Below are 12,986 nucleotides of genomic sequence, written 5' to 3'. Positions count from 1 at the left end.
GGCGCCAGCTCTGAAGCACGGCATCAGTGATGCGACGTTCTACAAGTGGCGATCGCTATGGCGGGATGGAGATCTCCGACGTCCGTAAGCTGAAGGGCCTTGAAGAGGAAAACCGCAAGCGCTGGGCTGGGTCGGTTGTCCGCTAAAGGAGCATAATGAGCTACACTCAGGCTAGGCTTGGGGTTCGGCCCAGTCCGAGCTATTTTTCAGACATCGACCAGCGTGACAGGGAGATCCGTTTTATCCCCGGAAACGGACACCTTTCGCCGGCTCAGGTTCGAAAGTGCCACTAACAATCGTCATACTCGTCGAGATAGCGCACGTGACCCGGGCGTCCCTCAGCGTGGCGCGTCATTCGCTGGGGCGGGTGCGAACAGTTTGCTCGACGCGGCTTCCTGAACGATCACCGCGGCATCTTCCGGCAGCATGAGGCCGCGCGTCACGAGGTCCTGCGCGGCGATGCGGATCCGGTTCACGTAATCGTCGCGGGTGCGATAGCGCTCCTCGATCGACGGACGGGTGTCGGGCGTGCGTTCCCGTTCCGCTTTCGTCGCAGCGAAGGGCGAGAAGGATCCAACCAGCATGCAGGTGAACGTCTGCGGCTGGTTCTGTCCGCCATTGGTGCCGGTCGGCACCGCGATGTCAGGCAGCCGGACGCCGCCGAGCGCGTTGCCGTCCTGATCGCGCTTCGGCACCTGGATCACGGCAGCGGAAAGCGCGGTCGGCGCGCGCAGCGCGGGCGGATCGCCGCTCGCGGTATCGAGCGGCATCAGTTCGCTGGCGGGCGGCTCGGCGTTGCGGCTCACCCAGTCATCGAGATGCAGCAACAAGGCCCGCGACAAGGGAGCCCAATCGAGACGGCCGGGCGATTGCGTGCACGTGGGCGCCTTTAGAACCACCACATGCGAGCCGCCGGCGACATCGTACATCCGCACATTGGCGGGGAGCGGCTGGTCCGCGGTACCGGACGCGCCGGTGCGGCCGAGCGAAGCGCGCAGCGAGTAGTAATCCGTGGTCGAGTTGACCAGCATCATCTTCGGCGGCACCTCGCCGCGCGCCGCGACCTTGGCGGTGATCTCGCCGATCGTGAGCGGCCCGTCATTCACGCCGGGAAAGTCCGGATTGGCGAAGGTGGGAGCCTCCTCGCCGCTCGATTTCGGCCCAAGGCCGGTCTGCAGGATCGGAAGAAGACCAGCAGCCGAGACGAACACATGCATGCCGTCGAATACGCGCCGGTTGCCCACCATGTTGAAGCCGTTCAAGAGAAAGGTCTTCAGGAAGCGTCCGTCCTGGGATTTGCCGCTCGCGAGCACGCGGCTGATAGCGCCCTTGAGCGGGTTCGGCGTTCCTCCGGCGTCAGTGGCTGCGTGCGCGAGGAAATCCGCGGCATCGCGCACGATCGCAAAGCCTACCCCCTCGACGTAGCGCGTCTTGCCGTCGCTGTCGGCGAACGAAGGTAGCTCCGCGCCCTGTCCGAGCTCCCAATGCACCTCGGCGATCGCAAAACCGTGGTCCTGGAGAAAGCCGGTGCCCTGCTCCAGCGTGCCGGAGAGAAACGGCGCGTTGCGCGGCGAGTTGTAGAGCGCCTCGGCGTAGACGCGACCGCGGTTGGGCACATCCACCAGCAATGCGCCGTTGCCGGCGCGCAGAGCCGCCGGCATCATGAGAATGATCTTTGCCGCGTAGTCGACGCGCCCGCGTTCATTGCGCGCCGCCTTGTCGATGCCCGGAATGGCCTCTTGCGGCGCCAGGTCGCCATGGATCATGCCCTGCCAGATCACATAGTCGCCGGTGCGAAACGTACCGTACGGCTGCTTCGAGGTGAATTCGATTTTGGTGACCTCCGCGGACGCAGATCGCGTCACAGCGATGAGGCTGAGCAGGCAGAGCAGAAACGACACGATGGGCCTGTTCAGGTGCAACATTTGGAATCCTCCCGGCTTGATCGCCATGACGTTTTTGGTGTCGCCGTTGTCCAGATATCGTCACAGGGGGAGACATCGTGGAAACGGACATAATGGACCGGCAATTTCTCACCGGTCCATCGCCTGTCGCGAAGACCTTCTCACTCCATCCAATAGTCGATGTCGGTCTGATTGGCATTGATGGCGGCCTTGGGCTCGGACGGGCCATGGCTGCTAATGATGCCACGAATCCTGGCGAGGCTACCTGTGCCTCCAGTAATGACGCCCGATGTCATGTTTGTAAGCTTCCCGTCTCCACTGCTTTGGGCGACCAGAGATGTCCTGACAAAAAACTTGTCGCCATTCTCCAGTATCCAGACGTTGTAGATGAGGGCCGGACCATTGTTATCGATGTAGTCCGACATGCCGCGCGTCCACTGCTCTTTCAACTTCGACCCGTTGATCATGGGGGCATCGTCCCCATAGATCCGCCGGATTTCGAAGAGCCGAGCTTGATGTCCCGGAATATCGCCAACATCGATTACATGTTGTTGGGTGTATGTCGTCTGAGTTGCCGGGGTATTATAGCTGACATGTTGCTTTTGTTGGGCCATGGCAACCGGAGCGGCCAGAGCCATTGCGAGAGCCATCGTCATTCCAAGCGCGATCTTGCGAACCATGTGTGATCTCTAATGTTGGAGCCCCGCCAACGCGAAGGAGTCGGCGGACGTTGTTTATTGAAGATGTCTCGATCAATCCGTCAGCGCTCGGCAGCGACCGAACTCCGCCAAAGCCGATCACTGCATTTTACCGAGACCCATTAAATTAGACCGATCGTCTAATACTTGGCTGCGAGCGATTTCGCTAATCACTCTTTTTTTAACAACGCTTGATGTGGCCGTTGTCGGGACAAGTTTCCTGCTACGGCTTCGGGCGCGCCGCGGTTGTAGCCGAGCCGCCTGAGCGCAAACCGCATGAGCCCGGTCGCGCCCCCTATGTCGACCAGCCTCGCAGGTGGGTCCATCTTCCTAATTTCGAAGCATGGTCCGCTCTTTTATTTCTCAACGTGACGCCAGACACCGTCCCAGTCCGCGGCCGGAGGCGCGTGGTGCAAATGCGCAATTCGTTCCAGAAAGACGCGCGTCGGGCCGTCGTCGGGTATCTTGCACAGGCAGCTTTCGAACGCCGTCTGCGCAGCAGACCAGTCCCGGCTGCGATATGCGGCAAGTCCTTGCGCGAACAACCCCCGTAATTCGTCCCGCGCGGATTCAAGCTCGCCGGCGCGACCCATCAACTCATAAATTCGCACCGGCTCGGTTTTGCCGGCGACCGTGATGGTGTCGATTTCGCGCGCTTCAATCGCGCCTTGTGCGAGCCGGAAAGTCTCCTCGCTGATGATGATGAGGGTTCCATAGATCTTGTTCATGCCCTCAAGGCGCGAGGCAAGGTTTACGCTGTCGCCGATAACGGTGTAGGAACGAGCGGCATCCGAGCCAATGGTGCCAATCACGGCTTCGCCGGTGGCAATCCCCATCCGGATCACCAGCTCCGGTGCGTTGCGCCGCATTCCAGTGATCTCCGGTATTTGTTCTCGTAGAGCGGCAATCGCGTCCTGCTGCTCCAGCGCCGCCCGGCAAGCATCGCTTGCATGTTCGTCTCCGTTTGAACACGGCGGCACCCAGAACGCCATGACGGCGTCCCCGATGTATTTGTCGATGATCCCACGATGGCCGTGAATGACATTGGCCACCGCGCCAAAATAATTGTTCAGGAGGTGAACGACGGCGCTGGCGGTTAGCCGCTCGCTGATGCCCGTAAACTGCTTGATGTCGGAAAAGAAGATGGTGAGGCTGCGCCGTTCGGCCTGATCCGAGCCGCTGGCAATCAGCCGGCTGACGAGCCTGGGATCGACAAATTTTCCGAAAGTGTCCTTGACGCGGTCTCGCGCGCGCAACTCGTCGACCATCCGGTTGAACGAGAGTGCCAGCTCGCCGACCTCGTCGCGGGTGGCTATCAAGACCGGCTCGGCGTCCGTGCCCAGTTCAAGCGCCTTCGTGCTTACGACAAGCTGGCGCAGACCGGAGACCACACGTGTCGATCCGATGGCGCTGACGCCCAGACCGATGCCGCATGCCGCAACGAAAAGGGCAAGGCTCAAATAGGTGTTCAACCGCTGCCTCGCGAGAACCCTGCGGGTCGACCGGTCGGTCAGATCGGCAAGCTCACGTCGAATCTGCGTGAGATCAGGGCCGAACGCCTTGGCGAATTTGGCAAAGCCGAGTGAAATGGTCCGGGCCTCGTCGCGACGTCCCTCCGAGATAGCCGCAAGCGTGGCGTCCCCCACGGCGAGGAAGTCTTCCAGACTACGGCTCATGTACTTGAGGACGCCGGCCATGCGAGCCAAGTCAACGCGATCCTCAGTGTCGTAGCCGGGATCGCCGGTTGCTTTGTGGAACAAGGCGCCACCTGTCTTGACGGTATCACGCAGCTCATCGGCCGTTGCCCGCACTGCGGCCATCGCCGTCCGCTCCGTCCCAGCATCGGCTCGATCGGATATCAGGACACGCAAGACCTGGAGCTCGTATCTATCGGTAAGGACGTCGAATTCAGAAACCTTGCGCGATAGTGGCAGCTCATATTCGGTGATGTTCCCGAGCTGATCGCTGTCGAGCTTTTGCGCGAAGCCGAGAACGCCAACGACGGCGCCGAAAATTGCCAGCAGAATGCCTGCAAGCAGAAAGATTTTCTTACGAATCGTCATGGTTAGCCATCGCCGCCACCAGTGAGCAAAAAGCGAAGACCGGGCGGACATGCGGCCCGCAGCTCATCTAACCCTAAAGCAACGCCCTCTGACTACTCAAGGCCCTCTTGAGCTTGTAATATGCTAGTCTGGGCCGGCACGATCCCCCGTTTTTCAGCCCGGACGTTGCACCGTGACCGATGGTCGCCACCCGGCATGGACCGAGGAAAGGACCGAGGAAAGCCGCTTCCGCGGTGCCCTTGACGATGTGGTTATCATCCCACTTGTTGTTATCACGCTCGTCACAAACAAGATCCTGCGTTTCGTGCTTTCGATCTTGATGCGGATGCTCGACTACGCCTTCCCTTTTGCAATGCAGATTCTCTGGCTTCCGCTCTTCGTGGCCAAAGTGCTTGGCGATGTCATCGTTACCGTCATAAACGGCACGTTGCGCTTCCTTCCCGTATCCGAGGCGAAACGTCGACAATGGAGTAGATCGGTTCGCCGGAGCTGGTTGTGGTTGCGGCGGAAGATTAGCTATCGGGCGTTCGAACAAGCCGTACATGATGCCTTTGAAAGCGGCATGGCATGGGTGTTCAGAGAATGCCGGCATCTCACGCCAAACACCGCATTGCTCGTGATCTTGGGCGCGGTACTTTGGCTGCCGATTTCTTTCGGGGCTGCAACGGCGATGCACGCGGTATTGTTTGCCAAGGTCACCTCCTGGCCAGCTTGGATGCAACTCTTGCATCCGCTCGCAACGGTCATAGCGAAGAGCAAGCTTTTGGTGCTACCGGTCTACCCGGCAGCCTGGCCGCAGGCAAAAAAACATCCATTCGTTCAGCGCGTGTTCAAGGGCTACGAAACCATCAAGTGCGTGTATGTGATCAGAAAAGTCGGCTTTCGCTATCGGCAGGCGGAGATCGCCGGAATCGCTGCGGTTGAGAGGCTCGAGCGCATCGCCGGCCTCACATCGGCGATGAGGTGGCTGCGCGAGGCGCATGTCGCCGAACATCTCGGCGTCGAGAACCGCACTCGGGAATTGCGTTCGTTCTTCACGCGATGGTCAATCAAGTTCTCAGCTGAATACTACGAAGCGAAGGAACGGCAAGCCTTGGGTGTCCCACCATCAAACAGCACAAGCTGCGAACGCTGAGTTGATCATCAGTCTTAAGACCGCCAATGGCCTCACCGTGCCGCCGTCGCGGCCCGGCTGCTCGAACCTTACGCAGGTTTCGCTCCGCCATCCCTGCCCTGCCAGGTCGCCCAGGTCGGGCGGTCGATCTGGAACAGGTCGGTGGAGCGCGCATACCAGCCGCTGCCGTGCATGCGGGCGATCAGGCGCAGCGCCTGGGTGTCGATATGGCAGCGCTGCTTGTCCAGGATCACAGCATCGTCGACATGGGCGCGAACCACGCGGCCAATCACCGCGGTCTGCCGCGGCCCCGTCACCAGCGAGGTGAGGACCCGGCACTCGAACGACACCGGCGATTCCGCGATGCGCGGCGGCCGCACCGCCTGTGAGGCCACCGGCGTCAACCCGGCAAGCCTGAGTTCGTCGATCTCGGGCGGCGCATCGATACAGGTGATATTCATGGCCTCCGCATTGGACTCGCCGACAAGGTTGACAACGAATTCCCCGGTCTCGAGGATATTGGCGGCCGTATCCTTGAAACGTTGCGCGCCTGACAGGAGCCCGATCGCCACCGTCGGCGGCTCATGTCCCATCACATTGAAGAAGCTGAACGGTGCGGCATTGATCACGCCGCTTGCGGACAGTGTGGTGATCCAGGCGATCGGCCGCGGCGTCACCGTCGCCGTCAGGATCTTGTAGCGATCCTGCGCTTCGAGCGTCTCCATGTCGAAGATCATCGCGGCCCCTCAGCATGCCGGCCGGTCTCCTCAACGTCAACGACCAGATCGTCGATAACCGCGCCGAGACGCGCTGCAGCCTCGACCGTGCTGCGGTAAGTCACGAGACGCACGTTCGCTCTCCTAGGAAACGAGGGGCTGGTGACCGCCGTTGTCGCCGAAAGCTTCCTCGCGATAGAGCCCAAGCGCGTGCATGACCGGCAGGTCGTTGAAGGTGAACAGGCAGGCATCCTCGCTGGCGGACGCGTTGACGTGCTCATGCCAGGCCCAGGACGGCACGCAGAAGATGTCCCGCTCCTTCCAGTCAAAGCGCTTGCCGTCGATAATCGAGTGACCGCTTCCCTTGGCGACCTGATAAATGAAGCTGCCGGTGTGGCGATGCGCGCGCGTGCTCTCGCCGGGCCGCAGCATCTGCATCGAAGCGCCGATCGTCTGCATCACCGGACCGCCGGTGACCGGATTGACGTAGTTCATGAGAACGCCGTCATAGGGCGAGCCTTCGGTGGCCCCTGCATAGCGTTGCAGCGCCTCGTAGGTTGCGCCCCACTCATATTTCAGCAGCGGCGAATATCCTTTCGACCATTCGGCGCCCGCCGGACGCAAGCCGGGATTGCCCCAGGCGTGCGTCATGTCGTCGACGGGATGGCCGACGCTCTGCTGCAGGTCGGGGTGAACCACGTAGAAATTCGCCTCGAGTGCGTTGACCAGGGGAATGTCGAGACCGTCCTGCCAGATGCAGGGCGAACCGTCGCTCGCGACGCCGTGCTCGTGCCAGGTGCCATTCGGTGTCAGCACGAAATCATTGGCGCCGAGCATCATCTTGTGGCCGTCGACCATGGTATAGGCGCCCTCGCCCTCCATGATGAAGCGAAGCGCGGACGCGGAATGGGCGTGCGCGGAAGCGACCTCGCCCGGGTGCATGACCTGCAACCCCGAATACAGCCAGCCGACCGCGGCAGCATGCTCGCGGCGGCCAGGATTGTTCAGATAGATGACGCGGCGACCGGCCTTCTCGGGCGACACCAATTCGACCGAGCGCAACACATGGGCACGCAGATCCTCGTAGCGCCACAACACTGGAACCGACGACGATTTGGGCTGCCAGGGCTCGATCTTGTTGGCGACCGTCCACAGCGCGCCGGCTTCCAGCCTTTCGAGTTCGTCGTAATAGGCGAGCAATTCGGGCGTATCCTCGACATTGGCCCGTCCGGCCACGTCTTCCCGATGGTTCTCACGCGCTGTCGTCGCCATCTCGCCCTCCTGTACCGGCGCCTTGTCCGCCGCCGCGTTGTCAGTTGCCCGTCGGCGCGATCCCCGGTCAGCCCCCCTTCAGGACGTCGCGTCCGATGATCAGTTTCTGGACCTCGGTTGCGCCCTCATAGATTCGCAGCGCGCGGATTTCACGATAGAGCTGCTCGACGATCTCGCCGGAACACACGCCGCGGCCGCCGAACATCTGCACGGCACGGTCGATCACCGTTTGCGCGGTTTCGGTCGCGACCATCTTCGCCATCGCCGCCTCGCGCGTCGTCGACGCCTTCTGCACGTCACGCCGCCATGCCGCGCGATAGGTCAGGAGCGCGCTGGCATCAACGCCGGCCGCCATGTCGCCAAGCGCGGCCTGGGTCAATTGCTGGTCGCCCAGCACGCCGCCGAACATCCGTCGGCTCCTGGCGTGCGCCGTCGCCTCGTCGAGCGCGCGGCGGGCAAAGCCCAGCGCAGCGGCCGCGACCGACGCACGAAAAATATCCAGCGTGCGCATTGCGATCTTGAAACCTTCGCCCGGCGAGCCGAGCAGCCGCGCCGCCGGAATCCGGCATCCCTCGAAGCGCAGCGTCGCCAGCGGGTGCGGCGCCATCACATCGATGCGCTCGGCGATCGAAAAGCCGGGATCGTCGGGAAGCACCACGAAGGCGGAAATGCCCCGCGCGCCGGGCGCCTCTCCGGTTCGCGCGAACAGGGTGTAGACATCAGCGATGCCGCCGTTGGAGATCCAGGTTTTCTCGCCATCCAGGATGTAGTGGTCGCCCTCGCGCCGGGCGCTGCAGGTCATGGCGGCGACGTCGGAACCGGCTTCCTTCTCCGACAGGGCGAAAGCGGCGACCCATTCGCCGCGCCGCGCCTTCGGCAGCACCAGCGCGCGCAATTCGGGCGCACCCGCGATCGCCACAGCGCCGGTTCCAAGTCCCTGCATCGCAAAGGCAAAATCGGCGAGCCCGCTGTGCCAGGCGAGCGTCTCGCGGGCGATGCAGATCAGCCGGGAATCGATCACCACATCGATCCGGTCACCGGCGACCGATGCCTCAAGCAGTCTCGCAGCGCCGAGCCTGCGAACCAGCGAGCGGCAGGTTTCATCGACATCGCCGCCATGGGTATCGCCGAGGTCGGCGGCAAACGCGTCGAGCGCGGCGGCGTATTCACTGTGACCAGCATCGAAGAACGGCCACGCGAGGTGTTCGCGCGACGGCCCGCGCAACAACGAAACCGGGGTCATGTGAATCTCCCGAAAAGGCCGCGCGCCGCCAGACCGCAACGCGCCTCAATAATGTTTCACTACTAAAATATCCTGTCAAGCAAGCCGACCGAGCTGTGGAGTTGCGAGCCTGGGCACAGATGCCACCGAAACAGGCTTGTAGATGCTTGCAAACTAGACGCGACGCGAGTTCGCGCAACGAAATCCCCCAGTCCGATTGACATGATTTTTGTTTGATGCCTAAACTATATTCGGTCGTGCGGGATACCGCGGAAGGCCCGAGGAGACGAGCATGGCAGAACGCTCTTTCGCGCGCGAGGTCGAGGACCTCAAACTCGGTGCCGGCCAGGAGTTCCGCGGCGAAGGCATCCTCGCCATCACCAAGGCCCTGCTCGAATGCGGCGTCAGCTATGTCGCGGGCTACCAGGGTGCGCCGATCTCGCATCTGATGGACGTGCTGTCGGACGCACAGGATATCCTGTCCGACCTCGGCGTGCATTTCGAATCCAGCGCCAGCGAAGCCACCGCGGCAGCGACACTCGCCGCCTCGGTGATGTATCCCTTGCGCGGTGCGGTCACCTTCAAGGCGCCGGTCGGGATCAATGTCGCGTCCGACGCTCTCGCCAATCTCTCTTCGGGCGGCGTGACCGGCGGCGCGCTCATCATCATCGGCGAGGATTACGGCGAAGGCTCCTCCATCATGCAGGAGCGTTCACACGCCTTTGCGATGAAATCGCAGCTCTGGCTGGTCGATCCGCGGCCCGACGTGGCCTCGATCGTCAAGGCGGTGCGGGATTCCTTCGATCTGTCCGAGGCGTCGAACACGCCCGTGATGCTGGAGGTGCGGATTCGCGCCTGCCACGTCCATGGCCGCTTCGCCACCCGCGACAATGTCCGCCCGACCTTTCCGCTGTCCCGCGCGCTCGAGCAGCCGTCGCGCGACACCAACCGCATCGTGCTGCCGCCGGCCTCGTACCTGCACGAGAAGGAGAAGATCGAGAAGCGCTGGCCCGCGGCGGTCGAATTCATCCAGGCCCGCGGCATGAACGAGACGTTCGATGGCGATATCGATGACATCGGCATCATCATGCAAGGCGGCATGTATAACGGCGTGATCACGGCGCTGCGCGAGGCTGGGCTGGCGGATGTCTGGGGCGAAACGCGGGTGCCGCTCTATGTGATGAACGTGACCTACCCGATCGTCGACCGCGAGGTGATCGACTTCTGCCGCGGCAAGAAGGCCGTGCTGATGGTCGAGGAAGGCCAGCCCGAATTCATCGAGCAGGCGCTGCACAAGATCCTCCGCAATGGGGATATTCCAGCCAAACTGCACGGCAAGACCTGCTGCCGATGGCCGGCGAATACACCGCGCAAGTGATGGGCCAGGCGATCGGCGCCTTCATCCGCCGCTGGCGCCCGGACGTGCTGCCGGATGCTGCCCGCGCACCGAACATCGACCGGGTCGAGGTCGACGACAAGATCCGCGCGCTGGCCGATGTGGTCCCGCCGCGGCCGCCGGGCTTCTGCACCGGCTGCCCGGAGCGGCCGATCTTCTCCGCGATGAAGCTGGTGGAAAAGGAACTCGGCCCACACCATGTCGCGGCCGATATCGGCTGCCATCTGTTTTCGATTCTGCCGCCGTTCAACATCGGCGCCACCACCATGGGCTACGGGCTCGGGCCGGCGTCAGCCTCGGCCTTCAACGTGCCCGCAGGCAAGCGCTCGATCTCGATGATGGGCGACGGCGGCTTCTGGCACAACGGGCTGAGCAGCGGGATCGGCAACGCCGTCTTCAACCAGCATGACGGCGTGATCGTCGTGGTCGACAACTATTACTCCGCCGCAACCGGCGGCCAGGACATCCCCTCCTCGCGCGCCGACAACCGGTCGCGCTCGACCAAGCATCCGATCGTCGAGGCGGTGAAGGGTGTCGGCGCCAAATGGGTCCGCCAGATCGACCGCACCTACGACGTGACGCGGATGCGCGATACGCTGCGCGAGGCGCTGACCACGCAGGAGAAAGGGCCGAAGATCATCGTCGCCTCGTCCGAATGCATGCTGAACAAGCAGCGGCGCGTGAAGCCGCTGGTGGCCGCAGCCGCCAAACGCGGCGAGCGCATCGTGCGCGAACGCTTCGGGGTCGATGAGGACGTCTGCTCCGGTGACCACGCCTGTATCCGCCTGTCCGGCTGCCCGTCGCTGTCGGTGAAGCCGACCGACGATCCGCTGAAGGATAATCCGGTCGCCGCCGTCGACAATTCTTGCGTCGGCTGCGGCCATTGCGGCGAGGTCGCGGACGCTGCCGTGTTGTGTCCCTCGTTCTATCGCGCCGACATCGTCTCCAATCCGACCGCGTCCGAAGTGCGGTTCGATCGGCTCTGGCAGCGGCTGATCGGCACCTTGCAGCGCTGGCGGGCGGGACGGCGCGTGACGTTCGAGCAGGAGGCGGCATGAACGTCTCGGTCGCGCCCCTCGCAGTCGGCCTCAGCCAGGCACGCCCGATCAGCGTCGCGGTGCTCGCGATGGGCGGCCAAGGCGGCGGCGTCCTGGTCGACTGGATCGTTGCGCTCGCCGAGCGCCGCGGCTGGTATGCGCAGTCCACCTCTGTGCCCGGCGTCGCCCAGCGCACCGGTGCCACGATCTACTATATCGAGATGATCGCGCCCGACGCGAGCAGGCCCGACCGCCATCCCGTGCTGTCGCTGATGCCGGCGCCCGGCAAGGTCGACATCGTGATCGGCGCCGAATTGATGGAAGCCGGCCGCGCGATCCTGCGCGGACTGGTCTCGCCCGACCGCACGCTTCTGATCGGCTCCTCGCACCGCTCGCTCGCGGTGATCGAGAAAACCGCGCCCGGCGACGGCACGGCCGACGCGTCGCAGGTCTACGACGCAGCCAATGTCGCCGCCAACCGCTTCATTGCGTTCGACATGGCCGAGATTGCCGATGCCACCGGCAGCGCGGTCTCCGCGGTGCTGTTTGGCGCACTGGCAGGCTCCGCCGCCCTGCCCTTCACGACCGAGGATTTTGAAGCCACGATCCGGGCCGCAGGCGTCGGCGTCGATTCCAGCCTGCGGGCGTTTGCTGCCGGCCGTGAGCGCGCAGCCGCCGAGCTCAAACAGGATCCAAAGACCAAGCCCGCGGCAAAGCCGCCGCTCGCCAAACGGTTTCCGAAGCTCGAGCCGATCGGTCACGCCGGCTACGACACGCTGGTCGCACGTGCCCGGCAATTGCCCGCGGAAGTGCACGGCATTGTCGCGGCCGGCCTGCAACGCGTGGTCGACTATCAGGATGTGGCCTATGGCGGCGAGTATCTCGATCGGCTGGAAGCCATGCCGCGCGGTTCCAGCGGCCTGTTGCAGGTTTTCGCAAAGTATCTCGCGGTTGCGATGGCCTATGACGACGTCATCCGCGTGGCCGATCTGAAGACTCGCGCGGGACGATTCAAGCGGTTGCGCCGCGAGGTGCGCGCCGGTGACGACCAGGTTCTCGCCATCACCGAGTTCTTCCATCCACGGATCGAGGAGATGGCAGGGCTGTTGCCGCCGCGGCTCGGCGCGAAGCTTGAGCGGAGCGAACGACTTGCTGGATTGATCGACCGTGGACGCAAGCTGCGCACAACCGCGCCGGCGTCCTTTCTGCTGCTGTACTGCCTTGCCGGCCTGCGTCGCTTCCGCCGCGGCAATCTGCGGCATTCCCGCGAGACGCGCCATCTCGACGGCTGGGCGCAGCGCGTCCAGAAATTCGCCGCACACGATGTCGCGCTCGCGACCGCCGTGTGCGATGCGCGCCGTCTCGTCGGCGGCTATTCGGACACACATTCGCGCGGCGAATCGAAATTCGACAAGGTCATGCGTGCCGCCGATCGCCTGGCCGGCCGGCCCGACGCTGCCGAATGGGTTCAGCGGCTGATCAAGGTCGCGCTGAAGGATGCCGGTGGCGCCGAGCTGGACGGCGCGTTGCGCACCGTCGAGACGCTGTTCGAGGACGCCTGAGG

General features: G+C 63.4%; 8 protein-coding genes and 2 pseudogenes. 4 read left to right on the top strand and 6 right to left on the bottom strand.

What is annotated here, in order from left to right:
- Window positions 1-13: 13 nt before the first annotated feature.
- A pseudogene (locus tag HAP48_RS33570) lies at window positions 14-119 on the top strand (transposase); the annotation flags it as partial.
- Between the two features lie 219 nt (window positions 120-338).
- On the opposite strand, the gene HAP48_RS33565 reads toward HAP48_RS33570, so the two are convergent.
- From HAP48_RS33565 to HAP48_RS33555, 3 genes are all read right to left on the bottom strand, one after another.
- Entirely contained in the window at window positions 339-1,925 is a 1,587-nt protein-coding gene (locus HAP48_RS33565) for an alpha/beta hydrolase domain-containing protein (protein ID WP_166204125.1), read from the bottom strand.
- Between the two features lie 140 nt (window positions 1,926-2,065).
- Complete coding sequence (locus HAP48_RS33560) at window positions 2,066-2,584, bottom strand: hypothetical protein (protein ID WP_166204124.1); 519 nt, start codon at window positions 2,582-2,584, stop codon at window positions 2,066-2,068.
- Between the two features lie 374 nt (window positions 2,585-2,958).
- Entirely contained in the window at window positions 2,959-4,665 is a 1,707-nt protein-coding gene (locus tag HAP48_RS33555; RefSeq protein ID WP_166204123.1) for an adenylate/guanylate cyclase domain-containing protein, read from the bottom strand.
- Window positions 4,666-4,837: 172 nt separating this feature from the next.
- Between HAP48_RS33555 and HAP48_RS33550 the strand changes: the two genes are divergently transcribed.
- A complete protein-coding gene (locus HAP48_RS33550; protein ID WP_166204122.1) occupies window positions 4,838-5,800 on the top strand; it encodes a hypothetical protein in 963 nt (320 codons plus the stop codon).
- Between the two features lie 68 nt (window positions 5,801-5,868).
- Here HAP48_RS33550 and HAP48_RS33545 read toward each other — a convergent pair whose 3' ends face one another.
- The 3 genes from HAP48_RS33545 to HAP48_RS33535 form a co-directional block, all read right to left on the bottom strand.
- Entirely contained in the window at window positions 5,869-6,516 is a 648-nt protein-coding gene (locus tag HAP48_RS33545; RefSeq protein ID WP_166204121.1) for a flavin reductase family protein, read from the bottom strand.
- A gap of 123 nt (window positions 6,517-6,639) precedes the next feature.
- Entirely contained in the window at window positions 6,640-7,767 is a 1,128-nt protein-coding gene (locus HAP48_RS33540; protein WP_166204120.1) for a cupin domain-containing protein, read from the bottom strand.
- 67 nt (window positions 7,768-7,834) lie between these two features.
- Window positions 7,835-9,010, bottom strand: coding sequence for an acyl-CoA dehydrogenase family protein (locus tag HAP48_RS33535; protein ID WP_166204119.1), 1,176 nt, complete (start codon window positions 9,008-9,010; stop codon window positions 7,835-7,837).
- 271 nt (window positions 9,011-9,281) lie between these two features.
- On the opposite strand from HAP48_RS33535, the pseudogene HAP48_RS33530 reads away from it, so the two are divergent.
- Both HAP48_RS33530 and HAP48_RS33525 read left to right on the top strand, forming a co-directional pair.
- Window positions 9,282-11,443 (top strand): annotated as a pseudogene (locus HAP48_RS33530) (thiamine pyrophosphate-dependent enzyme).
- Window positions 11,440-12,984, top strand: coding sequence for an indolepyruvate oxidoreductase subunit beta family protein (locus tag HAP48_RS33525; protein ID WP_166204118.1), 1,545 nt, complete (start codon window positions 11,440-11,442; stop codon window positions 12,982-12,984). Before HAP48_RS33530 ends, HAP48_RS33525 begins: the two are co-directional and overlap by 4 nt.
- Window positions 12,985-12,986: the final 2 nt, after the last annotated feature.

The organism is Bradyrhizobium septentrionale, from assembly GCF_011516645.4.
GTDB classification, from domain to species: Bacteria; Pseudomonadota; Alphaproteobacteria; order Rhizobiales; family Xanthobacteraceae; genus Bradyrhizobium; species Bradyrhizobium septentrionale.
Note: the sequence above shows the minus strand (reverse complement) of the source record. Positions and strands in the feature narration are given on the sequence as shown.

Excerpts from the sequence above, each read along its gene's own strand:
- HAP48_RS33565 (WP_166204125.1), bottom strand. The coding sequence starts at position 1,925 with ATGTTGCACCTGAACAGGCCCATCGTGTCGTTTCTGCTCTGCCTGCTC.
- HAP48_RS33560 (WP_166204124.1), bottom strand. The coding sequence starts at position 2,584 with ATGGTTCGCAAGATCGCGCTTGGAATGACGATGGCTCTCGCAATGGCT.
- HAP48_RS33555 (WP_166204123.1), bottom strand. The coding sequence starts at position 4,665 with ATGACGATTCGTAAGAAAATCTTTCTGCTTGCAGGCATTCTGCTGGCA.
- HAP48_RS33545 (WP_166204121.1), bottom strand. The coding sequence starts at position 6,516 with ATGATCTTCGACATGGAGACGCTCGAAGCGCAGGATCGCTACAAGATC.
- HAP48_RS33540 (WP_166204120.1), bottom strand. The coding sequence starts at position 7,767 with ATGGCGACGACAGCGCGTGAGAACCATCGGGAAGACGTGGCCGGACGG.
- HAP48_RS33535 (WP_166204119.1), bottom strand. The coding sequence starts at position 9,010 with ATGACCCCGGTTTCGTTGTTGCGCGGGCCGTCGCGCGAACACCTCGCG.
- HAP48_RS33525 (WP_166204118.1), top strand. The coding sequence starts at position 11,440 with ATGAACGTCTCGGTCGCGCCCCTCGCAGTCGGCCTCAGCCAGGCACGC.